The sequence below is a fragment of the Cryobacterium zhongshanensis genome, assembly GCF_022760445.1.
Taxonomy (GTDB): Bacteria; Actinomycetota; Actinomycetes; order Actinomycetales; family Microbacteriaceae; genus Cryobacterium; species Cryobacterium algoricola.
Genome location: NZ_JALGAR010000002.1, coordinates 667,858 through 692,868 on the forward strand (window position 1 = coordinate 667,858; position 25,011 = coordinate 692,868).

Here is a 25,011-nt window from a genome sequence, read left to right on the forward strand (position 1 = left end):
CTTGGCTTGATATGCATGCACGAGTCACAGCCATCCTTGTCGCCCGCAACGGCGCGAAACACCTTGAGCGCACTCTCGAGGCTCTGAGCCGGCAAACCCGCCAACCGGATGTCGTCATCACCGTCGACTGCGGATCCAGCGATGCGACGGCCCAGCTCCTCGCCGCGCACGGTCCGACGCACTTCATCTCCGCCGACTCCGACCTGACCTTCGGGCAGGCCATCGCTGCCGCCGTGCGCGTCATGGCGCCGCCGGAATCCGACAGCGAGATGCTCTGGCTGCTCGCCCAGGACAGCGCCCCCGAACCCCCAGCTCTCGAAGCGCTGCTCGGCGAACTCGAGATCGCGCCCTCCGTCGCCGTCGCCGGACCCAAGATCATGGACTGGCGCGCCCACGACTACATCCACGACGTCGGCCTGTCGATGACGCCCGGTGGGGCGACCGTCACCCTCGTCGAGAGCGAACTCGACCAGGGCCAGCACGACGGCATGAGCGACGTGCTCGCCGTCGACGCCGGTGGGATGCTCGTGCGTCACACCGTCTGGAACCAGCTCGGCGGCTTCGACCCCGGCCTGCCGTCCGCGGACGACGCCCTCGATTTCTGCGTGCGCGTGCGCCTCTCCGGCCGCCGGGTCTCCGTCGTCGCCGCGGCGCGCGCCGCCTCGGCAGGCGACGGCGTCGCCGGGCTCAGCGGGTCATCCCGCGGCCGGGCCCGCCGCAAGCGGCTCCGCGTGGCCAGGGCCGCGCAGCTGCACCGGCGCCTCGTCTACTCAGCCGGGTGGCTGATCCCGCTGCACTGGATCGCGCTCGTGCCCTTCGCGTTCTTCCGCTCCATCGGAGCGCTGCTGCAGAAGGAGCCCGGCTCGATCCCCGGCGAGTTCTCCGCCGCCTTCCGCACCGCGTTCAGCGGCTCCCGGGTGCGCAACGCCCGCCGTCGACTCGCCGAGACCCGCACGCTCGGCTGGGGGTCGATCGCGTCGCTGCGCCTGACCACGGCCGAGGTGCGCCGCAGGCACGCGCTCAAGCGCGAGGCCGTCCTCGTCGGCATCGGCGCGGACCGGCCGGAGATCCGCTTCTTCGCGAGCGGCGGGGCCTGGACCGTGCTCGCTGCGGCGCTCGTCGGAATAATCATGTTCTCCGCCCTCCTCGGCGCGCAGAACCTCGGCGGCGGGGCACTGCTGCCCCTGTCGAGCACCCCGGCCGGGCTCTGGGCGAGCGTCGGCTACGGATGGCGCGACCTCGGCCTCGGCTTCGTCGGCGCCGCCGATCCCTTCGCCGCCGTGCTCGCCGTGCTCGGCTCACTCACGTTCTGGGCCCCCTCATACTCACTCGTGCTGCTCTACTTCGTCGCCATGCCGCTCGCCGCGCTCGGCGCCTGGCTCGCGGCGACCCGCCTGACCGACCGCGGGTACCTCCGCTTCACCGCCGCGGCCCTCTGGGTGCTCGCCCCGACCTTCCTCACCGCGTTCTCCGCCGGCCGCCCGGCCGCGATCCTCGCGCACCTGCTGCTGCCCTGGTTGTTCTTCGCCGGCTACTCCGCCGGCCGGTCGTGGTCCGCGTCCGCGACGGCATCCCTGCTGTTCGCGGCCGTGCTGTTCTGCGCCCCGTCGCTCACTCCGGCGCTGCTCATCCTCTGGCTGCTCTGCTCCGTCGCGAGCGGACGCGGCATCGCCCGGCTCATCGGCATCCCGCTGCCTGCCCTCGCCATCGCGCTCCCGTTGATCCTGAATCAGGGCCTCCGCGGGTCCTGGCTCGCGCTCCTCGCCGACCCGGGGGTGCCGGTGCCGAGCACTCCCGCCCCCGACTGGCAGCTGCTGCTCGGCTTCCCGACCGGCGACTTCGGCGGCTGGAGCACGCTGCTGGGCCAGGCCCCCGCGCTGCAGGGCCTGCCGCTGTCCTGGATCATCCCCTTCCTGTTCGCCCCGCTCGCCATCCTCGCCGCGCTCTCGCTGTTCCTGCCCGGAATCCGGAGCGCGAGTGTCGCAGTCCTGACCGCCCTGCTGGGAGCCGGAACGGCGATCGCCGCGACGCAGCTGAGCCTGGCGACGACGGGCGCCGCGAGCGTCACCATCTGGCCGGGCGCAGGCCTGAGCCTGTACTGGCTCGGCCTCGTCGGCGCCGTCATCTTCGCCCTCCGCGAGCTGCGTCGCTTCGCCGTCGCCCCTGCCGTCGCCGCAACGCTCCTCCTCGCCATCGCCGTCGTCCCGCTCGCCGCCGCGCTCCCGCTCGGCCTGAGCGCCGTTCGCGAGGGCAGCGACCGCACCCAGCCCGCCTTCGTGACCGCAGAGGCCCAGACGGATGCCCGGGTCGGTACCCTCGAAATCATCCCGCAGTCCAATGGCGGCATCCTCGCGACCATCGTGCGCGGAGCGGGAACCACGCTCAACGAGCAGAGCACCCTCGTCAACACCACGACCGCGCTCTCGGCGGCGGACAAGGAACTCGCCACGCTCGCGGGAAACCTGGCCTCGCGGAGTGGACTCGACGCCTCGGCCGGACTGGCCGACCTCGGCATCCGCTTCGTGCTGCTGCGGCCCGCCGCACTCACCGGCACCGGCGGCGGAACCGCGACGGCAAGCGCCGCGGCCACGGAGACCCTGGCCAGGGCGAGGACCGCGCTCGACGGCGAGGCCGCACTCGTGCCCGTCGGCGACACCGCGTACGGGCGGCTCTGGCGCCACGACGGGCCGGCCTCCGCCGCGGGGGTCACGGCGAGCGAGGTCCCGGCCAACGCCGGCGGCGTCCTGTCCCTCGCCGCACTGCTCCTCGCCGCGATCACGGTCGGCTCGGCCCTGCTGCTGTCGATCCCGACCGGGGCGGGCCCAGAAGCCGTGCGCCAGGCGAACCGCGACGCCATGCGCCGCTCGGCACGCTCGGACACCCAGGACCGCAAGGCCGAGGCGCGAGACCTCCACCGCGAAGAACGCAGCGTGAAGTCCGAGGCTCGGACAGCCCGCGCCGAGGCTCGTGCCGCGCTTCGGCGGAGCGTGAAGGCCGGCGCGATCGTGCCGGCCGAGGGCACCCCGGCAGCCCAGGCGATCGAGTCTGCGGAAGCCGCTGAGGCCGCAGAGGCCGCGGCGGTCGGAGAGCTCGCCGCCGCCGTCGAACTCGCGCACGGTGCGGAACCGGAGAGCTCTTCGGAGCTCGCGCACACCTCCGACCAGGTTCACGAAGGCACCGACGAGACCACTGACACGACCGCGGCCGAGTCCGCTGTCGAAAGTGCAGACACAGCCGCACCAGACCCTGCTCCGCCGGCGCCGGCGGCCGAGGCACCCGACCAGGATCAGGCGACGAACCGCGTCGATCCTGCCGGCCCCCCGAGTGGACAGGAGAACCCGAACAATGCCAGGTAAGCGCGCCATCGCCCGGACCGGTGCCCGGTTCCTCATCGCCTTCGGCGTGCTCGGCGTCGCCGGCGTGCTCGGAGCGGCGGCCATCGTCGTACCCTGGCCGGCCTTCGGCGCAGCGCCGGCCTACCTGGCCGTCTCGCCGGTTCCGAGCGAGCAAGTCCGGGTCTGCCCGGGTCCACTGCTCACCCTCGCAGAGGACTCCACCCAGGCGAAGACCGCGAGCTCGCTCGGGCGCGCCGCGACCGCAGCCGGCGCCTGGGCTCCCGCCAAGACCGCATCGAAGACCGCGGTTCCCGCCGGTGCGTGGAGCGCACCAGTGGCGAGCCTGCTCAGCGCCGTCGACAACGGCAAGACCACAGACGGCGCCGCCGTCAAACTCAACATTCCGGTCGCGAACGGAGCATCCACGGCGCCGCTCGTGGCCGGCAGCCAGTCCCAGTCCGTCGCAGCGGAGGCCGTCCTCGGCGGTCTGGCCGTCGCGGCCTGCGGCGAGGCCAGCGGCGAATCCTGGCTCGTCGGCGGGTCGACGGATGTCGGCCGCACGACGCTCGTGCTGCTCAGCAACCCGACAACCGTCGTCGCAACCGTCGACCTCGACGTCTTCGGCGAATCCGGCCGGGTCACCGCGCCGGGCTCCACCGGGATCCTCGTCCAGCCCGGCGCCCAGCGCGTCGTCTCCCTCGCCGGCCTCGCGCCGAACCTCCGCTCTCCCGTCGTGCACGTGACGACGCAGGGCGGCCAGGTGGTGGCCACCCTCCAGCAGAGCATCGTGCGCGGCCTCGCGACCGGCGGGGTCGACCTACTCGGGACATCCGTCGCCCCCAGCCTCGAACAGAGCATCCCCGGCCTGCGCATCGAGAACCTTCCGGCCGACGACGCCGGAAGCGACGCGGGCGGGGTCGCGAGCGACACGCCCTCCGTACGGCTGCTCGCCCCCGGCGACACGGCCGCGACCGTGCAGATCGGCGTGATGAGCGAGGGAGGGCAGGCCGCGGGCACCTCCGTCGAGGTCACGCTCCAGCCCGGCCTCGCGACCGACGTGCCGCTCTCCGGACTCGCGGTCGGCAGCTATTCGCTCACCGTGTCGAGCAACCAGCCCGTCGTCGCCTCCGCGCTCGGCTCGGCCACCGGAACCAACGGCCGTGACTTCGCCTGGTTCGCGTCCTCGGCCGCACTCACCGGCGACTTCGCCGTCGTCACGGCTCCCGGACCCTCCCCCCTGCTCAGCCTGCTGAACCAGGGCACCAAGGACGTGACCTATACGGCGACCGCCGAGAACGGCGTATCCGCGAGCGTGACGGTCGCGGCCGGTGCGGCCGGAGCGCTGCCGCTGTTCGCGTCGACGCGGTATCTCGTGTCGGGCGGCGCCGCGACGGTGTCGTCGGTCGGCTATGCGGATGCCGGCATGCTCGCCTCCTTCCCGGTGCGCCCACCGGGCCCGCTCGCCGAGGCGATTCGCGTCTACACCCACTGACCGTCACCTTTCCGGTCCCTGGCTTTCCGCCGAGTGGCTCAAAGTCGGAGTTTTTCGCGACACGCCGTCTTCGCGGCCAGCGGATGCCGCGTGTCGCGATTTTCTCCGACATAGCGAAATAGCCTGCCTGCTTTCGCCGCGCGGTGCGACGCGGGGGATGCAAGACTGGACACCCCGCCCGCCGAACGAGGAGCACCGAGTGACCGAGCAGACTCCCGCGCCACCGCTCGCGCATGCCCCGGTGGAGATCGCCGTGATCGGGGGATCCGGCCTGTACCGGCTCTTCGACGCCGGTACCGTCACCGAGATCATCGTCGACACCCCATACGGGCCGACGTCCGCACCGATCACGGTCGGCGAACGCGCCGGCCGCCGGGTCGCCTTCCTGCCCCGGCATGGCGCAGGACACACCGAGGCCCCGCACCGGATCAACTACCGCGCCAATATCTGGGCGCTTGCCTCCCTCGGCGTCCGCGCGATCATCTCCTCCTCGGCCGTCGGCGGCGTCAGCCCCGAGTACCCGCCGGGGCTGCTCGTCGTCACCGACCAGTTCATCGACCGAACGAGCGGCCGCGCCGACACCTTCTTCGACGAGGGCGTCGTCGCGCACCTCGCGGCAGCAGACCCCTTCGACCCGGTCCTCCGCCGCACCGCGATCGCCGCCCTGAGCGCACTCGGTGAGCTGTTCGCTCCCACCGGCACGGTCGTCGTGATCCAGGGGCCGCGGTTCTCCACCCGGGCGGAGTCGCTCTGGTTCCGCGCCGCCGGCGCCCACATCGTCAACATGACCCAGTACCCCGAGGTCGTGCTCGCGTCCGAACTCGGAATCGGAACGGTCAACCTCTCCTTTGTCACCGATGCCGACGCCGGACTGGCCCCCGCCGAACCCGGCGCGGACGCAGCGGCATCCGCTCTCGAGGCGCGCCCGCATGAGACGGCCTCGACCGAGACGGCCGTGCCTGAGACTGCAGACACGGATGCCGTCACGGCCGAGCTCGTGTTCGCCCGGCTGGCCGCGGCGCAGCCCCGGATCCTCGCGGCCATCGACGGAATCCTCCGCGGCATCCCCGCCGGCTACGCCCCGCGGCCCCTGATCGATCCCGCGCTGATCCGCGCCGTGCTCGACCGGCCTGTGCGGACGGCGCAGACGGCGCGGACCGTGCTGCCCGTGCAGTCGCCGAGGTTCGCGACTGCGACTGGCAATCCTCCCGTTCCGCATCCCGTCCCCGTGCCCGCGCCGACGACCGAACCCGGGCCCGCCCGATGAGCCCCCGGCTGCTCGTGACGGGCGGCGCCGGGTTCATCGGCGGCGTCATCGTGAGCCAGGCGCTCGCTCGAGGCTGGGACGTGCGGGTGCTCGATTCCCTGCGTCCCGACGTGCACGGCGGGCTGCCCGCGATCGACGCGCGGGTCGACCTGCTCGTGGGAGACGTGACGGACCCGGCGACGGTCGACCTCGCCCTCTCCGGAGTCGACGCGGTCTGCCACCAGGCCGCGAAAGTCGGCCTCGGTGTCGCCTTCTCCGATGCGCCGGACTATGTCCGCAGCAACGAGGTCGGCACGGCCGTGCTGCTCGCGGGCATGACCGTCGCCGGCATCGACCGGCTCGTGCTCGCCTCCTCGATGGTCGTCTACGGTGAGGGTAGCTACCGCGGCCCGCACGGCTTCACCCGGCCCGGCCCGCGCCGGGAAGCCGACCTCGCCGCCGGCCGGTTCGACCCGCTCGACCCGGAAACGGGCGAACCGCTCGAGCCGCTCCTCGTCACCGAGGACGACCCGCTCGACCCGCGCAACGTCTACGCCTCGAGCAAGCTCGGCCAGGAGTACCTCGCGAGCAGCTGGGCCCGTTCGACGGGCGGGCGCGCGATCGCCCTCCGCTACCACAACGTCTACGGTCCGGGGATGCCGCAGAACACGCCGTACGCGGGCGTCGCGTCCCTGTTCCGGTCGGCCCTCGAACGCGGCGAGGCACCGCGGGTCTTCGAGGACGGCAGGCAACGGCGCGACTTCGTGCACGTCGCCGACGTCGCATCCGCCAACCTCGCCGCACTCGAGCACACCATAGGCGCCCCCGCCGCGCTGTTCCGGGCCTTCAACGTCGGGTCGGGGGTCGTGCACACGATCGGGGACATGGCCGAGGCGCTCAGCCGCTCCGCCGGCGGCCCCGGCCCCGTCACGACGGGCGAGTACCGGCTCGGGGATGTGCGGCACATCACCGCGTCCTCCGAGCGGCTGCGCACCGAGCTCGGCTGGTCGCCCGCCGTCACCTTCGAGGACGGCATGCTCGCCTTCGCGACCGCTCCGCTCCGGGCCGCCGTCCGCCGCTGACCCACCGCTGATCAACCGCCGCGGATGCCCAGGCGACGTGATGCCATACTCTGGAAGGCTCGCGTGAATCGGGCAGGATGAGGTCGATCATGGAAGATTTCCTGGCAGCCAACCGCGCCAACTGGGACGACCGCGCCACGGCTCACGCCACGCGCACCGGTCTCGGCTACGGGGTCCAGCGCTATCTGGAGGACCCAGGGTGCCTGTCCGATGTCGTGCGCTTCGATCGAGAGCGGCTGGGCGACATCCGTGGGCTGCGCACCGTGCACCTCCAGTGCCACATCGGCACAGACACGCTGTCCCTCGCCCGGCTCGGCGCCCGGGTCACGGGGCTCGACTTCTCCCCGGTGGCGCTCGCGGAAGCGCGTGCCCTGGTCGCGGAGAGCGGAGATGCCGTCGTGTTCGTCGAGTCCGACCTCTATTCAGCGCTGTCCGTGCTCGAACCGGCGAGCTTCGACCTGGTCTACACGGGCATCGGCGCCCTGTGCTGGTTGCCGAGCATCCGTCGATGGGCGGATGTCGTGGCCGGCCTCCTGGCGCCGGGCGGGCGTCTCTTCCTCCGGGAGGGCCACCCGGTGCTGTGGACGCTCGACGAGCGGATCGCCGACGACCTGCACCCGCGGTTTCCCTACTTCGAGCGCGCCGAGCCACTGCAGTGGGACTCGGATTCCAGCTATGTCGCGACCGACCGGCCGATGACCGCAACGACGACCTACGAGTGGAACCACGGTCTCGGCGAAATCGTCACCGCGTTGCTCGAGGCCGGCCTCACGCTCACGGCTCTCGTCGAGCACGACAGCGTTCCGTGGGAGGCGCTCCCCGGGCAGATGACCGAGCGCGCGGGCGGCGAGTTCGCACTCGACGCGCGGGCGGGCGTGCTGCCCCTCAGCTATACGATCCAGGCGGTGAAGCCAGCCGCGGCATCCTGACCGACCGGCGGCTGTCGGTGCGCGGGCGGGCGCGTGCGCGAGCGGATGCCTAGACGGCGACCGCGCGCCGCGGCAGGAGCACGTCGAAGCGGCATCCGTTCGGCACGTTCTGCACGACCACTTCGCCCTGGTGCGCGGCGACGATGCCCTGCACGATCGCGAGGCCGAGTCCGGCGCCTCCGGGGGAGCGCGGCTCGCTCGCCCGCCAGCCGGCCTCGAACACCCGCGCGATGTCCTGCTCCGGGATGCCGCCTGCCGCGTCCTCGACGGAGATCAGGGCCCCGCCGTCCCCCCGTTCGCTCACCGACACCGTGATCGGGCTCCCGGACGGCGAGTGCTGGATCGCGTTCATCACGAGGTTCCCGACCACGCGGGACAGCTCGCGCGGATCGGCGAGAACGGTCAGCCCCGTCTCGCCCGCGAACCGCAGGTCGAGGGACTTCGCCTGCGCGACCGGCCCGAAGCCCGCGACGGTGTCGCTGATCAGGTCGTAGAGCGCGACCGGCTCGAGCGCGAGACGCAGCGTCCCCGAGTGGATCCGAGACAGCTCGAAGAGGTCGTCGACCATCCCGCTCAACCGGTCGACCTGGTCGCGCATCCGCGGGTAGTACCGGGCAGGGTCCTCGACCATCCCGTCCTCGAGCGCCTCCGCCATGGCACGGATGCCGGCGAGCGGCGTCCGCAGGTCATGCGAGATCCACGCGATCAGCTCGCGCCGGGATTCCTCCACCCGTCGCTCGCGGGCCCGCGACTCGGCGAGGCGGGCGCCCGTCGCCGCGAGTTCCCCGGCGAGGTCGCTGAACTCGGTCGTGCTGTGCCGCGGGGCGACGGCGTCGTCGGCGGTCGCGACCGCTTCGCCGCGGCCGAGGCGCTCGGCCGCGCTGCGCAGGTGCCTGCTGTCGCGCACGAGGGTGCGCCCGAGGATCGCGGCCATCACGAGCGACACGAGCCCGGCGACCGCGGCGACCGAGTAGAAGACGCCGAGGTCGTGCGGCGAAACGTACATCTGGGTGGCGACCGCAGACATCCCCCCGACGACGGAGACGATCGCCGCGAGGGCGACGAGCATGAGCTGCACCACGAACGAGGAGCGCTTCATCATGCGCAGCGCGAGCAGCCCGAGCGCGCCCGTGACGACCGCGCACGCGAGGGCGTTCAGTGCGACGATGACGAGCACCTCGGTCGTCATCGGGTCGTCCCGTCTGCCCTGGCGGCATCCGCTGCGCCGCGGGTGCCCACCGAGCCGAGCGGGACCGGGTCGAACCGGTAGCCGACACCCCACACCGTCTGCAACAGCAGCGGATGCGCCGGGTCGGCCTCGATCTTCTCTCGCAGCCTCCGCACGTGCACCGTCACGGTCGAGAGGTCACCGAATTCCCAGCCCCACACGGAGCGGAGCAGGTCATCTCGGCCGAGGACCGTGTGCGGGTGCCGGATCAGGTAGGAGAGCAGGTCGAATTCGCGCACCGTGAGCACGAGCGGCGTGCCGCGCAGACGCAGCTCGTGCGCGGCGGTGTCAAGGGTGAAGTCGCCGACCACGAGCGGCGCGGACGGCTGGCCCGATGCCTCGTTCGCACCCTGCCCGGCCGAGTGCGCGGCCGCCTGGGCCGCGGCCTGGCCGGTGCGCCGCAGCACGGCCTGCACCCGCAGCACGAGTTCGCGCGGGGAGAACGGCTTGGCGAGGTAGTCGTCCGCGCCGGCCTCGAGGCCGTCGATGCGGTCGTCCTCCTGGTTGAGGGCGGTGAGCATGATCACGGGGATGGCCCAGGTGCTGCGCACTCGGCGGCACACCTCGATTCCGTCCAGGAGGGGAAGCATCCGGTCGAGCACCACGAGGTCCGGCCGCTTCTCCTCGGCGAGGCTGAGGGCGCTCAACCCGTCCGGGGCCTCGTCGACCACGAAGCCGGCGGCGCGCAGGTAGCGGCAGACGATCTCGAGCACGGTCGGGTCGTCGTCGACCACGAGGATGCGGCGCTGCCCCGCGTCGGCGGCGGGGTCGGCCGGCGTGGGCCCGGCCGCGGGGACGGACACGGGAACGGACACGGGAACGGCATCGGGTCCGGGGACACCGGGTGTGCGAGGGGCTGTCACGGTCTCAGGATACGGTGGCTCCGGCCCAGCGGGAACGCCGCGGCGAGCGTCACGGTCTTCTTCCTCACTCCGTAATGTTCTTGGCCCGGTTCGGGGCCGGTCCCCCTTTAGGGTCGGAAGATGACTCCGATCCAGGTCGACCTCGTGCTCCCGTGCCTCAACGAGGCCGGTGCCCTGCCCTGGGTGCTGTCGCGCCTGCCGGAAGGCTACCGGGCGATCGTCGTCGACAACGGCTCGACCGACGGGTCAGCCGAGGTCGCTGAGGCGGCCGGCGCCCTCGTCGTGCATGAAGAACGCCGAGGATTCGGGGCCGCCGCCCACGCGGGGCTCCTCGCCGCGACCGCCCCGATCGTCGCGTTCTGCGACGCCGACGCCTCGATGGACCCGGCCGAACTGCCGCGCATCGTCGGCCCGATCCTCGCCGGCGACGCCGACCTCGTGCTCGGTCGCCGCCGTCCGACGACCCGCGGATCCTGGCCGCTGCACGCGCGGCTGGCCAATTCCAGTCTTTCCTGGCGCCTGCGCCGAATAACCGGTGTGAACATACATGACCTCGGCCCCATGCGGGCCGCGCGGCGCCCGGCGCTGCTGTCCCTCGACCTCCAGGACCGACGCAGCGGCTACCCGCTCGAGATGTTCCTGCGCGCGGCCGACGCGGGCTGGAACATCCGCGAGGTCGACACGGCCTATGCGCCGCGGGTCGGGCGCAGCAAGGTGACCGGAACGATCCGCGGCACCGTGACCGCGATCGGCGACATGTCCGCCCTGCTGCGCGAGGCCCGGAAATGACGGCCCTCGTCGTGATCGCCAAGGAGTGCCTGCCCGGCCGGGTCAAGACCCGCCTGCACCCGGCGCTCTCCTTCGAGCAGGCGGCAGAGCTCGCCGCCGCGAGCCTCGACGACACCCTGACCGCCGCGCTCGCCCTCCCGGCCTCGCGCCGCATCCTCGCCTTCGACGGGGTGACCCCGCCGCGCCTGGCCGCGGAGTTCGAGATCCTGCCCCAGGTCGCCGGTGGCCTCGACGAGCGCCTCGCCGCCATCTTCGACGCGCTCGACGAACCCACCGTGCTGATCGGCATGGACACCCCGCAGGTGACCTGCGACCTGCTCGCGCCGGTCTTCACCGACTGGTCGGACGACACGGATGCCTGGCTCGGCCTCGCGGACGACGGCGGCTTCTGGGCGCTCGCGCTCGCGGCCCCGCGCCCGGGATCGCGGCACGGACGGCCCCGGCGCGGGGACCTAATTCGCGGCGTCCCGATGTCGATGGACGACACCGGAGCCCGTCAGCTCGATCGACTCCAGGAGGCCGGCCTCCGCGTGCGGCACCTGCCCGTGCTCACCGATGTCGACACGATCGCCGACGCGCACTCCGTCGCCGCCACGGTCCCGGACGGTCGCTTCGCGCGCACCCTCGCCGCGATGGCCCCCGGGACTGCGGCCGACCGCACGATGACCGGGCGCGGCGCTCCCCGAGCCGGAATGGCGGTGCGCGCATGAACGCGCAGGTTGCCCACGTCCTCGAAGGGGACATCCTCGAACGGGACCGCCTCGACAACCTCCCCGGCGAGCGGGCGTCCGCCCTCGGCCTCGCCCCCGCGACCTTCGGCGCCGGTGGAGCGGAACCGTACGCGGCCGCACTGCGCAACGCCGACAACGTGCTCTACCTGCGGCGCTCCCGGGACGGCGGCCTCACCGCCGCCGCGACCATGGACGCCGGCCGCTGGAGCGCCGACGCCGACGACACCGACCAGCGCCTGCTCGACGGGCTCACCGGTCCGGTGCTCGACATCGGTTGCGGCCCCGGCCGGATGGTGCGCGCCGCGATGGATCGCGGCCTGTCCGCGCTCGGGATCGACGTTTCCCCGACCGCCGTGCGGATCGCCGTCGACGCCGGCCTCAGTGTGCTCAAGCGCAGCGTCTTCGACCCGATGCCGCTCGAAGGCGGCTGGGCGGGCGCCCTCCTCGTCGACGGGAACATCGGCATCGGCGGCGACGTGACCGCGCTCCTGACCCGCTGCGCCGAGCTTCTCGCACCCCGGGGCGCGCTCCTCGTCGAGGTCAGTCACGACCCGTCCCGCAACGAACGCTACGACGGCCGGCTCGAGGATGCCTCCGGACTCCTCAGCGACGTCTTCCCCTGGGCGGAGGTCGGCGTCGACGCCCTCGCCGGCCACGCCGCGGACGCCGGACTCCGGATCGACCACGACTGGCGCCTCGACGGCCGCTGGTTCGCCCGCCTCCTGCACGCCTGAAACCCCGCCGAGACTCGCTCGCCCCCGCCCCCGCGCCCGCAACCGGGCATTCGCCCCTCGTCTCGATCGACGTAAAGTCGGAGCTTTTCGCGACACGCCGGCACTTCCGGCAGCGGATGCGGTGTGTCGCGAATTTCTCCGACCTTACGGTTCGCGCGCGCGACTCGGGTCAGCGCAGCCGCTTCCGGCCCCGCGCGTAGAGGCCGAACGACACGGCCGCCGTGATCACGGCGAGCACGCCCCAGAACACGGCGAAGTTCACGCCATAGCCGAGCGGCAGCACGGTCGGGTTGCCGGTTCCGCGCGACTGGGCGATCAGCAACGGCACCACGATCAGGGTCATGATCGAGCCGACCACGAGCGCTCCCTGCACGACGAGGATGACCGTCCCGCTGGTCCGGTGGCCGGCCCGGCGCAAGAGGATCCCTCAGAAGAACACGAGCGGCGAGATCACCGCGTCGTGCAGCACGATCGCGGCGCCCATCCACAGTGCGATCCCGGGGATCCGCGCCGGCTTCACGGTGTCCAGCAGCACGTACGCGCCCCACGCGAGGCCCGCGAGTCCGAGGCCGATCAGAACGACCCGAGTCACGCGGAGCGCCGGACTCAGCGCCGGATTCTCTCGCGGGTTCTCGAGCGGGTTCGGCTGCGGCGCCGTCCCGGTCTGCGCGGTTACACTCGCGGTACTCATACGTCCATCGCCTCGATCCGGCTCAGCCATTTGGTTTGCAGCACCCCGGGCCGCCCGGGGGCGATCATCCGGGCCGGGTAGCCGTGCTCGAGGTCGAGGGTCTCCCCGTTGAGCTCGAGCGCCACGAGCGTGAGCGGGTCGCGCACGTACTCCGACCCCATCGTCGTCTGCCGGTACCCGCCCTTCTTCTCGAGACTCGTCAGGCGAAAGGATGCCGCGGCATCCGCGGACACCAGATCGGCCAGATCACGCAGGCGAACCCCGCGCCACCGCGCCAGCTGGCTCCAGCCCTCGACGCAGGCGATCGGCAGTTCCACCTCGGTCTGCGGCAGGGCGAGCAGCTCGGCCCGGCTGAAGCTGCGTTCCACTCCGGCGTGCACCACCGTCAGCACCCAGCCGGCCGCGAGGGCATCCGCGGCCACGTCCGCCTGCTTCGACGTGCGGTTGACCGGAACGCCCTGCTGGCCGACGCCCTTCTTCCGCGGAGCGAAGGCGTTGATCGAGTCGAGCGGGGTGACGGTCTGCCCGGCGGTCAGCACGACGACGGTGCCGACGCTCACCCCGACCGAGGTCAGGAAGCCGCGCCGGCTGAGCCGGTTGCGGGCGGCTTCGGTCGTCCGGGCCGGGGGAGAGGGATCCGCGGCCGGTCCCGATGCCGGTCCGGTGCCCGTGCCCGCTGCGGTCTGCGGTGCCGTGCCCGAATCGGGGGCGTCCGGCCCGGATGCGCTCGACCGTGATCGCTCCACTCGTAGCGCCGGCGTCGCGTCGATCCAGGCGAGCAGCCGGCCCGTGACCCCGGTCGGCCGGCTCGAACCGAACAGGCGAACGGCCTCCGGCGTCGCCGCGCGGTCGTGACCCACGGCATCCGTCAGGTGGTCGTCGTCTCCGGAACCGTCGTCCGCCTTCTTGCGCCAGACCCCGGCGATGATCGGCAGCTTGATGCCGATGTGCAGGGCGAGCGAGCCGATCAGCACCCAGCCGAGCGCGAAGTGCGTCTCCCGGAACGGGAACGGCCACGGGTACCACTGGTAGGTGTTGAGCAGGCCGATCGTGATCTGCACGAGTGAGGCGCCCACGAACAGGGCAATCGACGCGCGCTCGAGGAAATTGAGGAACGATTTCACCGGCGGCTGCTGGAACAGGTCGGGGAAGACGATGTACAGCTTCGCAAGCAGCAGCGGGAAGCAGGCGATGCCGGCGACGATGTGGGTGCCCTGGGTGAACTGGTAGAGCAGTTCCGGCCGGGTCGCGAAGTGCATGCCCGGCAGCGGCTCCTGCAGGAAATGGCTGTACAGCCCGGTGCCGAAACACAGCACGAAAGCGATCCCGAGCAGCCGGCCGATCACGGTCGCCATCCGCGGGTTTCGCACGGGGGAGGCCAGCGCTCGCTGGGCTTCGTACATCACTTGGCGCATGTTCCATTGCACCATCCAGCGGATGCCGCCGGGCCGGTCGACACCTTACGGTTCCGTGACGGGGCACGCCCGTTCGGCTCTCCGAACCGGGATTGGGCGGCGCTCGCCGCGGAACTCCGACAGGATGGCCTCGTGCGCATTACGATCATCTCCCTGCTCCTGGCCGCGAGTGCGACGCTGACCGGCTACTGCGTGCTGGTCTTCTCGCTCTTCCAGCCGACGCGGGACACCGTCCCCCTCCTGGTTTGCACGGGGGTGCTCTGGGTCCTGTTCGCCGCGGCCGTGTTCCTGCTCCGCGGGGTGTCCGGGCGGGCCGTCGTGGTGCTCGTGCTCGCCGGGTCGCTCGGGATCGGGGTCGCGGCGATGGTCGGGCCGCCGAACACGAGCACCGACTCCGCGCGGTACGCCTGGGACGGCATCGTGCAGAACGCCGGGATCTCGCCATACGCCTACGTCCCGGCCGACGACCGGCTGGACCCGCTCCGGCCTGAGTGGCTGTTCCCGGCGACGGTGCCGTCCGGTACGGTTCCGGAGACCTGCCAGGGGCAGCGGATCGTGGTCACCCACAAGACCGCCTCGGACGCCGTGTTGTGCACCGCGCTCAACCGGCCAACGGTCCCGACGATCTACCCGCCGGCGGCGGAACTCTACTTCGCGGGCATCCGCTTTCTGGTGCCGCCGACGGCGACCTACTGGCCGCTGCAACTCGGCGGGCTCGTTCTCAGCCTCGGAACGACGGGGTTGCTGCTGCTCGGAATGCGGCGCCGCGGCATCCCCCAGCGGTTCGCCGCGTACTGGGCGTGGTGCCCGCTCGTGGCCTCCGAGGCGATCACGAATTCGCACGTCGACCTGCTCGGCGTGGTGTTCACCCTCGCCGCGGCGCTCCTGGTCACCCGGGCGCGGTACTGGCGCGGCGGCATCGCCCTCGGGATCGCGATCGCGGTGAAGCTCGTGCCCGTGATCGCGGCGCCGGCGATGCTCCGCCGGCAGGGCTGGAAGGTCGGCCTCGCCGCGGTCGTCACGTTCTTCGCGCTCTACGTGCCGTACGTGCTCACGACCGGGATCGGCGTGCTCGGCTACCTGCCCGGGTATCTCAGCGAGGAGGGCTACGACAACGGCAAACGCTTCGCGCTCGTCTCTCTCATCGCCCCGGGAGGCGCCGCGGTCTTCGTCGCGGGCGGACTGCTCGTGGTCATTGCGGCGCTCGTGCTCTGGAAGACCGATCCTGACCGGCCCTGGCTCGGCCAGCTCGTGATGATCGGCAGCACCCTGCTCATCCTGAGCCCGCGGTACCCGTGGTACGCGCTGTTGCTGCTGCCCTTCGTCGCGCTCAGCGGCCGCTGGGACTGGCTCGCCATCCCGCTCGCCCTGACGCTGCGGCAGATCCTGCCCTCGCTCGAACTCACCTGGGCGATCACGGCCGCTCTCATCATCGTTCTCGCCGGCTCGGCCGTCCGGCTCGACCCGGACGTGCGGGCGCGGATGCTGGCCGCACCCCTCCGCGCCGCGCGCTTCCTGCGCCCCCCGCGCTAGGCATCCGCCAGCGCACCCCGCCCCGGAAAAGCGCACCCCGCCCCGGAAAAGCGCACCCCGCCCCGGGAACAGACCGGTTAACGCCGAATTGCGGACAATGGGCCTTCGTCGTGTCGACGAAGGCGCATTGTCCGCAATTCAACCGGGCCGGTCAGGCCCCGCGCCCTGCGGTGTTACTTGGTGGCGACGGTGATCTTCGCGATGCCGACGAGGAGCTGGTCCTTGACCGCGTCGGTACCGAAGGTCTTGTTGAGCAGGCCGGCGGCGACCGAGGAGATGTGCACGGTCGTGCCCTCGAGGATGGCGTTGTCGCCGTCCATCTGCAGCGGCTTCAGGGTTCCACCGTAGAGGTCGAACAGGAGGACCTGGGTCGCGGCGGAGGTGCCGTTGACCGAGACGTCACCGAAGAGCTTCGAGGTGCCGGGGTCGATCGTGAAGTTGGTCAGGTCGACGACGGTCGAGCCGGCCGTGAGCGAGAAGCCGGAACCCTCGTGCTTGATCGAACCCTGGACGAACGGGCGGTAGCTCTGTGCCGGGTCGTAGTAGTCCACGTTTCCGCCGGTGATCGGGAAGTGCAGGCTGCCGTCCGTGAGGGTGGCTGTCCCGACCGTGCCGGGGGTGAGGCCGAGGGTCGTGAGCGCCGCGGCGAAGTCGCCGTCGAGGAGGACGGCCGTGTCGACGCCCTTGAGGGACGGGATCGACGCGACGGGCGTCGGAGCGGAGGACGAGGTCGCGGAGGGAGTGGATGCGGCGGAACCGGCGGTTGCGGTGCTGGAGCAGGCGGCGAGGCCTCCGAGGAGGAGTGCTGCTGCGGCGAAGCTGATGGTTGCCTTCTGGAAAGTGCGCATGATGTGATCCTTCGTGTCTGTGGGGGAAGTGGTTGTCGTTGGTGCTGACAATGGTTCGGCCCCGACACGGAATCGGTTTGGAATTACTTTTCGGAACGCATCCGCCGGCCCGCATTCAGGGCAGAAGCGGCGCTGTGAGCTGTGAGCCGTGCGCTTTTAGAAGTGGCGGAAGCGATCGGGCGCGAGGTCCCACGGATCCTTGCCGAGCAGTTCGGCGATGGCGCGGAAGACACAGCTCTCGATCACCATGCGGCGGTGCAGGTCGTCGTTGCGGTGCAGCCGGGTCAGGCGCTGGATCGGCAGTCGGTAGAACACGATGCGCCGCTCGGCGGCGTGCACGGCCCAGCGTTCGACGCCGACGCCCGGGACCACGGAATAGGGACCGGCCGCGACCTCGAAGGCCACGTCGGCGAGCTGGTCAGGCCAGACCGACCGCAGGTAGTCGACGGTCGAGGCGACGGTCATGTCGAACAGGTCGATCCGGGTGTGCAGCGGGGGCAGGAACGGGCCCGTCGCCGAGCTGCGTATGCCGCGACCATGCCGATCGCGACGGCTTCCGCGCTGCATCGGCGCGGGCGGCGGCGCAGCAGAACGACGGGATCGGGACATGCGTCCATCCTACTTCCGGCGCCCACGCGGGTACCCTGAACGGTAATGTCATTCCGCCCCTGCTCCCGCGTCGCCTGTCCGGACGAGTCCGTCGCAACGCTCACCTTCGACTACGGCGACTCCATGGCCGTGCTCGGCCCGCTGTCCATCCAGCGCGAACCGCACGCCTTCGACCTCTGCGACCGGCATGCCCGCCTCACGAGCGTCCCGCACGGCTGGCAGCTCATCCGGCTCAGCACGATGGGCACACCGGGTACCCCTGCCGAAGCGGATGCCCCGGGCGGCCCCGACGCCTGATCCCGGGTCCAGCGCGGGCGAACCCCAGGCCGGGGAATACACCCAGCCGGGGCGGCTCAGGGAATGGCATGATGGTCGCATGACTGTCGCCCCGTCCCCGGTATCCACCGCGCCATCCCTCGCGCCCATCTTCAAGATCGCCAACCCGCAGCTCGCCGAGGCTGGCCGGCACCAGTTGCGTCTCGCCGAGAACGAGATGCCCGGCCTGATGGCCCTCCGCGCCGAGTTCGGCGAATCGAAGCCGCTCACCGGCGCGCGCATCGCGGGGTCCCTGCACATGACCGTGCAGACCGCCGTCCTCATCGAAACCCTCGTGGCCCTCGGCGCGCAGGTGCGCTGGGCGAGCTGCAACATCTTCTCCACCCAGGACGATGCCGCCGCGGCGATCGCGGTCGGCCCGACCGGAACCCCCGAGGCCCCGGCCGGCGTTCCCGTCTTCGCCTGGAAGGGTGAATCCCTCGAGGACTACTGGTGGTGCACCCAGCAGATCTTCGACTGGAGCATCGAAGCCGCCGCAGCGGGGGAAACCTGGACCGGACCGAACATGATCCTCGACGACGGTGGCGACGCCACGATGCTCGTGCACAAGGGCCGCGAATTCGAACTCGCCGGCGCCGTGCCCGAGGCGACTGCGTCCGACAGCCACGAGTACCGGGTGGTCCTGGACGTGCTCCGGCACTCGCTCGCCGAGTCCTCGAACCGCTGGACCGAGATCGCCGCCGGCCTCGCCGGTGTGACGGAGGAGACCACCACCGGCGTCCACCGCCTGTACGAACTGGCCAGCGCCCACGAACTGCTCTTCCCCGCGATCAATGTGAACGACTCGGTGACGAAGTCGAAGTTCGACAACAAGTACGGCATCCGCCACTCCCTCCCCGACGGGCTCAACCGGGCGACCGATGTGCTGATCGGCGGCAAGGTCGTCTTCGTCGCAGGGTACGGCGACGTCGGCAAGGGTGCGGCCGAGGCCCTGCGCGGCCAGGGTGCGCGCGTGATCGTCAGCGAGATCGACCCGATCAACGCGCTGCAGGCCGCGATGGACGGATTCCAGGTCGCCAGGCTCGAGTCGGTCGTCGAACAGGTCGACATCTTCGTGAGCGGCACGGGTAACTTCAACGTGATCCGCACCGAGCACATGCTGAAGATGAAGCACCTCGCGATCATCGCGAACGTCGGCCACTTCGACAACGAGATCGACATGGCCGCGCTCGAGATCCTCGAGGGTGCCGTGCGCGTCGAAATCAAGCCGCAGGTCGACGAGTGGCGCCTGCCGAGCGGGCGCAGCATCCTCGTGCTCTCCGAGGGGCGACTGATGAACCTCGGGAACGCGACGGGACACCCCTCCTTCGTGATGAGCAACTCCTTCACGAACCAGGTGCTCGCCCAGATCGAGCTGTACTGCTACCCGGAGAAGTACCCGGTCGGCGTGTACGTGCTGCCGAAGCACCTGGACGAGAAGGTCGCCCGGCTGCACCTCGACGCCCTCGGCGTCGAACTGACCGTGCTGAGCCCCGAGCAGTCCGCCTACATCGGCGTGCCGATCGACGGCCCGTACAAGGTCGACCAGTACCGCTACTGACCCGCACGCCCTGTTTCAGAGCGCCCGCGCCCACCGCTCCTGCGGCGGCCGCGGGCGCTCTGTCGTATCCGCCGGCGTCCCCTCCCGCCGCCCGCCCGCAGTCGGGTGGGCTTGTTTCGTGCCGCGAGAGCGTACTTTTGGCCCTTAAACCGCGGGTTTAGGGGCCAAATGTGTACTCTCGCGGATGCTCGTGGGCGGGCATCGGGGGTCGTGACACGCCCGGGGTGGGCCGGGTTTTGACGGGGTGAGTGGGGGCACGTAATGTCTTCACGTACCCCAAAGGTGCGGAAAAGCCGCAGTGCTTTCCGGCCTCACGTGGGACCACAGTTTCTATCTTCTTTGCCTTGTTTGTCCCCTTTGCTGGGGTAACGGGCATTGCAGGTCTAGGCTGGTAACTCTCCTTCCTTTCGGTTGTTTGTCTGGTCGGTGGTCAGTGTTTCGAGTTCGCTTTGGCGTGCTCGGAGGGCGGATCTCACCGGATTTGACAGGGACTGATCGGGTCGGTAAGTTAGACAAGTTGCCTCGGAGCGACAGCCACTAAGCCGGTTACGGTGTGGCCTGAAGCCGGGTGCGTCCGATCCTTGAGAACTCAACAGCGTGCACAATGTCAAATGCCAAAAACCTCGTGGTTTGGATCCGTTTCTAGCGGTGAAGGATCAAGAGATTCCTTTGGAAAACATTTATAACAACAAAGCAAGTCAGTAATGATTTGTTCTGTCAGTTTCAAACTTGTGGTTGGTCCGCCCATTCCGGCGGTCAGTCACACTAGATGTGCCGGATGTTCGCATCCGTGCAATCAAACATTTACGGAGAGTTTGATCCTGGCTCAGGACGAACGCTGGCGGCGTGCTTAACACATGCAAGTCGAACGATGATGGAGAGCTTGCTCTTCGGATTAGTGGCGAACGGGTGAGTAACACGTGAGCAATCTGCCCTTGACTCTGGGATAAGCGTTGGAAACGACGTCTAATACCGGATACGACCTTGGAAGGCATCTTCCTTGGTGGAAAGAATTTTGGTCAGGGATGAGCTCGCGGCCTATCAGCTAGTTGGTGAGGTAATGGCTCACCAAGGCGACGACGGGTAGCCGGCCTGAGAGGGTGACCGGCCACACTGGGACTGAGACACGGCCCAGACTCCTACGGGAGGCAGCAGTGGGGAATATTGCACAATGGGCGAAAGCCTGATGCAGCAACGCCGCGTGAGGGACGACGGCCTTCGGGTTGTAAACCTCTTTTAGTAGGGAAGAAGCGAAAGTGACGGTACCTGCAGAAAAAGCACCGGCTAACTACGTGCCAGCAGCCGCGGTAATACGTAGGGTGCAAGCGTTGTCCGGAATTATTGGGCGTAAAGAGCTCGTAGGCGGTTTGTCGCGTCTGCTGTGAAAACCCGAGGCTCAACCTCGGGCCTGCAGTGGGTACGGGCAGACTAGAGTGCGGTAGGGGAGATTGGAATTCCTGGTGTAGCGGTGGAATGCGCAGATATCAGGAGGAACACCAATGGCGAAGGCAGATCTCTGGGCCGTAACTGACGCTGAGGAGCGAAAGCATGGGGAGCGAACAGGATTAGATACCCTGGTAGTCCATGCCGTAAACGTTGGGAACTAGATGTGGGGACCATTCCACGGTCTCCGTGTCGCAGCTAACGCATTAAGTTCCCCGCCTGGGGAGTACGGCCGCAAGGCTAAAACTCAAAGGAATTGACGGGGGCCCGCACAAGCGGCGGAGCATGCGGATTAATTCGATGCAACGCGAAGAACCTTACCAAGGCTTGACATATAGAGGAAACGGCTGGAAACAGTCGCCCCGCAAGGTCTCTATACAGGTGGTGCATGGTTGTCGTCAGCTCGTGTCGTGAGATGTTGGGTTAAGTCCCGCAACGAGCGCAACCCTCGTCCTATGTTGCCAGCACGTAATGGTGGGAACTCATGGGATACTGCCGGGGTCAACTCGGAGGAAGGTGGGGATGACGTCAAATCATCATGCCCCTTATGTCTTGGGCTTCACGCATGCTACAATGGCCGGTACAAAGGGCTGCAATACCGCAAGGTGGAGCGAATCCCAAAAAGCCGGTCTCAGTTCGGATTGAGGTCTGCAACTCGACCTCATGAAGTCGGAGTCGCTAGTAATCGCAGATCAGCAACGCTGCGGTGAATACGTTCCCGGGCCTTGTACACACCGCCCGTCAAGTCATGAAAGTCGGTAACACCCGAAGCCGGTGGCCTAACCCTCACGGGAAGGAGCTGTCGAAGGTGGGATCGGTGATTAGGACTAAGTCGTAACAAGGTAGCCGTACCGGAAGGTGCGGCTGGATCACCTCCTTTCTAAGGAGCACAGCAGTGCCGTCTGTATACAGCGGAACACCACTGCCAAGCCATACGGAGACGAATGTTCTTCGATGGCGCTCATGGGTGGAACATTGACATTGATGCAGGTCTAGAACGTTGGATCCCGGTACGCTCGCTTGTTGTTTACAGCAGGGGAGTTGGAAAGGGTGTCTCGTCGAGGGTTTGCATATTGCACGCTGTTGGGTCCTGAGGGACCGGAACATTCCTGGCTTTTAGCCGGCGGATGAACTGTTCCTCTGGACCTTTTCTTGTCAGCAGTCGTACCGAACTTGTTCGGTCGCTGGCTTGGAGGGGTACCGCCCGTACTTTGAGAACTACACAGTGGACGCGAGCATCTTAAATTTGAACCCTTCGGGGTCAAATTACAAAGATCTATTTATAGATCATTGGTCAATTTCGATCGTGAGACGAAAGTTTTACGATTCTTAATCGATTCAAACTCATGTGATTTCAAATTTCTAAGAGCAAACGGTGAATGCCTTGGCATGTAGAGCCGAAGAAGGACGTAGTAATCTGCGATAAGCCTCGGGGAGTTGATAAACGAACTGTGATCCGAGGATGTCCGAATGGGGAAACCCCGCCAGGCCCGTGAGGTGACCTGGTGACTCCCGCCTGAATATATAGGGCGGGTAGAGGGAACGTGGGGAAGTGAAACATCTCAGTACCCACAGGAAGAGAAAACAATAGTGATTCCGTTAGTAGTGGCGAGCGAACCCGGAAGAGGCTAAACCGATCATGTGTGATAGCCGGCAGGCGTTGCATGGTCGGGGTTGCGGGACTTTTCTGCTGATTCTGCCGAACAGTGAACGTTACAGATTTGTATAGACGAACAGGATTGAAAGCCTGGTCATAGAGGGTGCGAACCCCGTAGTCGAAATGCAGTGATGGCGTGAAGAGTATCCCAAGTAGCACGGGGCCCGAGAAATCCCGTGTGAATCTGTCAGGACCACCTGATAAGCCTAAATACTCCTACATGACCGATAGTGAACAAGTACCGTGAGGGAAAGGTGAAAAGTACCCCGGGAGGGGAGTGAAATAGTACCTGAAACCGTTTGCTTACAAACCGTTGGAGCAGCCTTGTTGCTGTGACAGCGTGCCTTTTGAAGAATGAGCCTGCGAGTTAGTGATATGTGGCGAGCTTAACCCGAGAGGGGAATGCGTAGCGAAAGCGAGTCTGAATAGGGCGATTCAGTCGCATGTCCTAGACCCGAAGCGAAGTGATCTATCCATGGCCAGGTTGAAGCGACGGTAAGACGTCGTGGAGGACCGAACCCACTTCAGTTGAAAATGGAGGGGATGAGCTGTGGATAGGGGTGAAAGGCCAATCAAACTTCGTGATAGCTGGTTCTCTCCGAAATGCATTTAGGTGCAGCGTTGCGTGTTTCTTGCCGGAGGTAGAGCTACTGGATGGCCGATGGGGCCTAAAAGCTTACTGACGTCAGCCAAACTCCGAATGCCGGTAAGTGAGAGCGCAGCAGTGAGACGGTGGGGGATAAGCTTCATCGTCGAGAGGGAAACAACCCAGACCACCAACTAAGGTCCCAAAGCGCGTGCTAAGTGGGAAAGGATGTGGAGTTGCACAGACAACCAGGAGGTTGGCTTAGAAGCAGCCACCCTTGAAAGAGTGCGTAATAGCTCACTGGTCAAGTGATTCCGCGCCGACAATGTAACGGGGCTCAAGCACGCCACCGAAGTTGTGGCATTGATATTTTTGGTAAGCCGCACACTTGTTGTGTTGGTTCAGCCGTGTTGATGGGTAGGAGAGCGTCGTGTGGCCAGCGAAGCGGCGGTGTAAACCAGCCGTGGAGGCTACACGAGTGAGAATGCAGGCATGAGTAGCGAAAGACGGGTGAGAAACCCGTCCTCCGAAAGATCAAGGTTTCCAGGGCCAGGCTAATCCGCCCTGGGTAAGTCGGGACCTAAGGCGAGGCCGACAGGCGTAGTCGATGGACAACGGGTTTATATTCCCGTACTGGCGAAAAACCGTCCAAGCTAATCCAGTAATGCTAAGCATCTGAATCCCACTGACCGGAGCCTTCGGGCCGAGGGGGTGGGCCTAGCGTGCGACCCTATGCTGGTGCGGTTAGCGTATTAACAGGTGTGACGCAGGAAGGTAGCTGAGCCGGGCGATGGTTGTCCCGGTCTAAGGATGTAGGCCGAGAGATAGGCAAATCCGTCTCTCATATAAGGCTGAGACCCGATGGGTAGCCCGTAAGGGCGAAATCAGTGATCCTATGCTGCCAAGAAAAGCATCGACGCGAGGTTTTAGTCACCCGTACCCCAAACCGACTCAGGTGATCAGGTAGAGAATACTAAGGAGATCGAGAGAATCGTGGTTAAGGAACTCGGCAAAATGCCCCCGTAACTTCGGGAGAAGGGGGGCCGGAGGCGTGAAGGGATTTACTCCTGGAGCGTTCGAAGGCCGCAGAGACCAGTGGGAAGCGACTGTTTACTAAAAACACAGGTCCGTGCCAAGTCGCAAGACGATGTATACGGACTGACGCCTGCCCGGTGCTGGAAGGTTAAGAGGAACGGTTAGCCGCAAGGCGAAGCTGAGAATTTAAGCCCCAGTAAACGGCGGTGGTAACTATAACCATCCTAAGGTAGCGAAATTCCTTGTCGGGTAAGTTCCGACCTGCACGAATGGCGTAACGACTTCCCAGCTGTCTCAACCGCGAACTCGGCGAAATTGCATTACGAGTAAAGATGCTCGTTACGCGCAGCAGGACGGAAAGACCCCGTGACCTTTACTACAGCTTGGTATTGGTGTTCGGTGTGGCTTGTGTAGGATAGGTGGGAGACTTTGAAGCTTGGACGCTAGTTCAGGTGGAGTCAACGTTGAAATACCACTCTGGTCATATTGGATATCTAACTTCGAACCGTGATCCGGTTCAGGGACAGTGCCTGGTGGGTAGTTTAACTGGGGCGGTTGCCTCCTAAAAAGTAACGGAGGCGCCCAAAGGTTCCCTCAACCTGGTTGGCAATCAGGTGTCGAGTGTAAGTGCACAAGGGAGCTTGACTGTGAGACTGACAAGTCGAGCAGGGACGAAAGTCGGGACTAGTGATCCGGCAGTGGCTTGTGGAAGCGCTGTCGCTCAACGGATAAAAGGTACCTCGGGGATAACAGGCTGATCTTGCCCAAGAGTCCATATCGACGGCATGGTTTGGCACCTCGATGTCGGCTCGTCGCATCCTGGGGCTGGAGTAGGTCCCAAGGGTTGGGCTGTTCGCCCATTAAAGCGGTACGCGAGCTGGGTTTAGAA

The 25,011-nt window shown here is 67.7% G+C and carries 18 protein-coding genes and 2 rRNA genes; 13 read left to right on the top strand and 7 right to left on the bottom strand.

Annotated features, from left to right (window positions below):
• Positions 1–11: 11 nt before the first annotated feature.
• The 5 genes from MQH31_RS11455 to MQH31_RS11475 all read left to right on the top strand — a co-directional run bounded on the left by MQH31_RS11455 (position 12) and on the right by MQH31_RS11475 (position 8,084).
• A complete protein-coding gene (locus tag MQH31_RS11455; RefSeq protein WP_243012143.1) occupies positions 12–3,356 on the top strand; it encodes a glycosyltransferase in 3,345 nt (1,114 codons plus the stop codon).
• Complete coding sequence (locus MQH31_RS11460; protein WP_243012144.1) at positions 3,346–4,827, top strand: DUF5719 family protein; 1,482 nt, start codon at positions 3,346–3,348, stop codon at positions 4,825–4,827. Before MQH31_RS11455 ends, MQH31_RS11460 begins: the two co-directional genes overlap by 11 nt.
• A 199-nt stretch (positions 4,828–5,026) precedes the next feature.
• The gene (locus MQH31_RS11465; RefSeq protein WP_243012145.1) at positions 5,027–6,094 is read left to right on the top strand and encodes an MTAP family purine nucleoside phosphorylase; all 1,068 of its coding nucleotides are present in this window, start codon (positions 5,027–5,029) and stop codon (positions 6,092–6,094) included.
• Positions 6,091–7,155 (top strand): NAD-dependent epimerase/dehydratase family protein, encoded by a 1,065-nt coding sequence (locus MQH31_RS11470; RefSeq protein WP_243012146.1) that lies wholly within the window; start codon positions 6,091–6,093, stop codon positions 7,153–7,155. The genes MQH31_RS11465 and MQH31_RS11470 overlap by 4 nt, the downstream gene beginning before the upstream one ends.
• An 89-nt stretch (positions 7,156–7,244) precedes the next feature.
• Complete coding sequence (locus tag MQH31_RS11475) at positions 7,245–8,084, top strand: class I SAM-dependent methyltransferase (protein WP_243012147.1); 840 nt, start codon at positions 7,245–7,247, stop codon at positions 8,082–8,084.
• Positions 8,085–8,133: 49 nt separating this feature from the next.
• Here MQH31_RS11475 and MQH31_RS11480 read toward each other — a convergent pair whose 3' ends face one another.
• Both MQH31_RS11480 and MQH31_RS11485 read right to left on the bottom strand, forming a co-directional pair.
• Complete coding sequence (locus tag MQH31_RS11480) at positions 8,134–9,273, bottom strand: sensor histidine kinase (protein WP_243012148.1); 1,140 nt, start codon at positions 9,271–9,273, stop codon at positions 8,134–8,136.
• Positions 9,270–10,175: a response regulator transcription factor gene (locus MQH31_RS11485; protein WP_372488146.1), complete on the bottom strand. Its 906-nt coding sequence runs from the start codon at positions 10,173–10,175 to the stop codon at positions 9,270–9,272. The genes MQH31_RS11480 and MQH31_RS11485 overlap by 4 nt, the downstream gene beginning before the upstream one ends.
• 120 nt (positions 10,176–10,295) lie before the next feature.
• Between MQH31_RS11485 and MQH31_RS11490 the strand changes: the two genes are divergently transcribed.
• The 3 genes from MQH31_RS11490 to MQH31_RS11500 are packed head-to-tail and all read left to right on the top strand — an operon-like array spanning position 10,296 to position 12,429.
• Positions 10,296–10,964, top strand: coding sequence for a glycosyltransferase family 2 protein (locus MQH31_RS11490; protein ID WP_243012149.1), 669 nt, complete (start codon positions 10,296–10,298; stop codon positions 10,962–10,964).
• Positions 10,961–11,674 (top strand): TIGR04282 family arsenosugar biosynthesis glycosyltransferase, encoded by a 714-nt coding sequence (locus tag MQH31_RS11495; RefSeq protein ID WP_243012150.1) that lies wholly within the window; start codon positions 10,961–10,963, stop codon positions 11,672–11,674. Before MQH31_RS11490 ends, MQH31_RS11495 begins: the two co-directional genes overlap by 4 nt.
• The gene (locus MQH31_RS11500; RefSeq protein WP_134531659.1) at positions 11,671–12,429 is read left to right on the top strand and encodes a class I SAM-dependent methyltransferase; all 759 of its coding nucleotides are present in this window, start codon (positions 11,671–11,673) and stop codon (positions 12,427–12,429) included. Before MQH31_RS11495 ends, MQH31_RS11500 begins: the two co-directional genes overlap by 4 nt.
• Positions 12,430–12,598: 169 nt before the next feature.
• Here the strand turns inward: MQH31_RS11500 and MQH31_RS11505 are convergent, their stop codons facing one another.
• The 3 genes from MQH31_RS11505 to MQH31_RS11515 are packed head-to-tail and all read right to left on the bottom strand — an operon-like array spanning position 12,599 to position 14,523.
• Positions 12,599–12,847, bottom strand: a complete 249-nt coding sequence (locus tag MQH31_RS11505; RefSeq protein ID WP_243012151.1) for a hypothetical protein — start codon at positions 12,845–12,847, stop codon at positions 12,599–12,601.
• Positions 12,848–12,856: 9 nt separating this feature from the next.
• Positions 12,857–13,120, bottom strand: a complete 264-nt coding sequence (locus tag MQH31_RS11510) for a hypothetical protein (RefSeq protein WP_243012152.1) — start codon at positions 13,118–13,120, stop codon at positions 12,857–12,859.
• Positions 13,117–14,523, bottom strand: a complete 1,407-nt coding sequence (locus MQH31_RS11515) for a molybdopterin-dependent oxidoreductase (protein ID WP_243012178.1) — start codon at positions 14,521–14,523, stop codon at positions 13,117–13,119. The genes MQH31_RS11510 and MQH31_RS11515 overlap by 4 nt, the downstream gene beginning before the upstream one ends.
• Positions 14,524–14,667: 144 nt before the next feature.
• On the opposite strand from MQH31_RS11515, the gene MQH31_RS11520 reads away from it, so the two are divergent.
• Complete coding sequence (locus MQH31_RS11520; protein ID WP_243012153.1) at positions 14,668–16,068, top strand: glycosyltransferase 87 family protein; 1,401 nt, start codon at positions 14,668–14,670, stop codon at positions 16,066–16,068.
• 173 nt (positions 16,069–16,241) lie between these two features.
• Here the strand turns inward: MQH31_RS11520 and MQH31_RS11525 are convergent, their stop codons facing one another.
• Both MQH31_RS11525 and MQH31_RS11530 read right to left on the bottom strand, forming a co-directional pair.
• The gene (locus tag MQH31_RS11525; protein ID WP_243012154.1) at positions 16,242–16,916 is read right to left on the bottom strand and encodes a hypothetical protein; all 675 of its coding nucleotides are present in this window, start codon (positions 16,914–16,916) and stop codon (positions 16,242–16,244) included.
• 156 nt (positions 16,917–17,072) lie between these two features.
• A complete protein-coding gene (locus MQH31_RS11530) occupies positions 17,073–17,525 on the bottom strand; it encodes a metallopeptidase family protein (RefSeq protein WP_134531655.1) in 453 nt (150 codons plus the stop codon).
• A 45-nt stretch (positions 17,526–17,570) separates the two neighbouring features.
• Between MQH31_RS11530 and MQH31_RS11535 the strand changes: the two genes are divergently transcribed.
• From MQH31_RS11535 to MQH31_RS11550, 4 genes are all read left to right on the top strand, one after another.
• Positions 17,571–17,822, top strand: a complete 252-nt coding sequence (locus MQH31_RS11535) for a DUF3499 family protein (RefSeq protein ID WP_134531654.1) — start codon at positions 17,571–17,573, stop codon at positions 17,820–17,822.
• A 79-nt stretch (positions 17,823–17,901) separates the two neighbouring features.
• Complete coding sequence (ahcY, locus tag MQH31_RS11540) at positions 17,902–19,401, top strand: adenosylhomocysteinase (protein ID WP_134531653.1); 1,500 nt, start codon at positions 17,902–17,904, stop codon at positions 19,399–19,401.
• Between the two features lie 803 nt (positions 19,402–20,204).
• Positions 20,205–21,724 (top strand): 16S ribosomal RNA (locus MQH31_RS11545).
• 472 nt (positions 21,725–22,196) lie between these two features.
• A 23S ribosomal RNA gene (locus MQH31_RS11550) occupies positions 22,197–25,011 on the top strand; the annotation flags it as partial.

Coding starts and splice junctions, on each gene's coding strand:
- MQH31_RS11510 (WP_243012152.1), bottom strand. CDS start 13,120: ATGAGTACCGCGAGTGTAACCGCGCAGACCGGGACGGCGCCGCAGCCG.
- MQH31_RS11530 (WP_134531655.1), bottom strand. CDS start 17,525: ATGTCCCGATCCCGTCGTTCTGCTGCGCCGCCGCCCGCGCCGATGCAG.
- MQH31_RS11490 (WP_243012149.1), top strand. CDS start 10,296: ATGACTCCGATCCAGGTCGACCTCGTGCTCCCGTGCCTCAACGAGGCC.
- MQH31_RS11535 (WP_134531654.1), top strand. CDS start 17,571: ATGTCATTCCGCCCCTGCTCCCGCGTCGCCTGTCCGGACGAGTCCGTC.
- MQH31_RS11480 (WP_243012148.1), bottom strand. CDS start 9,273: ATGACGACCGAGGTGCTCGTCATCGTCGCACTGAACGCCCTCGCGTGC.
- ahcY (WP_134531653.1), top strand. CDS start 17,902: ATGACTGTCGCCCCGTCCCCGGTATCCACCGCGCCATCCCTCGCGCCC.
- MQH31_RS11500 (WP_134531659.1), top strand. CDS start 11,671: ATGAACGCGCAGGTTGCCCACGTCCTCGAAGGGGACATCCTCGAACGG.
- MQH31_RS11515 (WP_243012178.1), bottom strand. CDS start 14,523: ATGTACGAAGCCCAGCGAGCGCTGGCCTCCCCCGTGCGAAACCCGCGG.
- MQH31_RS11475 (WP_243012147.1), top strand. CDS start 7,245: ATGGAAGATTTCCTGGCAGCCAACCGCGCCAACTGGGACGACCGCGCC.
- MQH31_RS11460 (WP_243012144.1), top strand. CDS start 3,346: ATGCCAGGTAAGCGCGCCATCGCCCGGACCGGTGCCCGGTTCCTCATC.
- MQH31_RS11455 (WP_243012143.1), top strand. CDS start 12: ATGCATGCACGAGTCACAGCCATCCTTGTCGCCCGCAACGGCGCGAAA.
- MQH31_RS11495 (WP_243012150.1), top strand. CDS start 10,961: ATGACGGCCCTCGTCGTGATCGCCAAGGAGTGCCTGCCCGGCCGGGTC.
- MQH31_RS11470 (WP_243012146.1), top strand. CDS start 6,091: ATGAGCCCCCGGCTGCTCGTGACGGGCGGCGCCGGGTTCATCGGCGGC.
- MQH31_RS11525 (WP_243012154.1), bottom strand. CDS start 16,916: ATGCGCACTTTCCAGAAGGCAACCATCAGCTTCGCCGCAGCAGCACTC.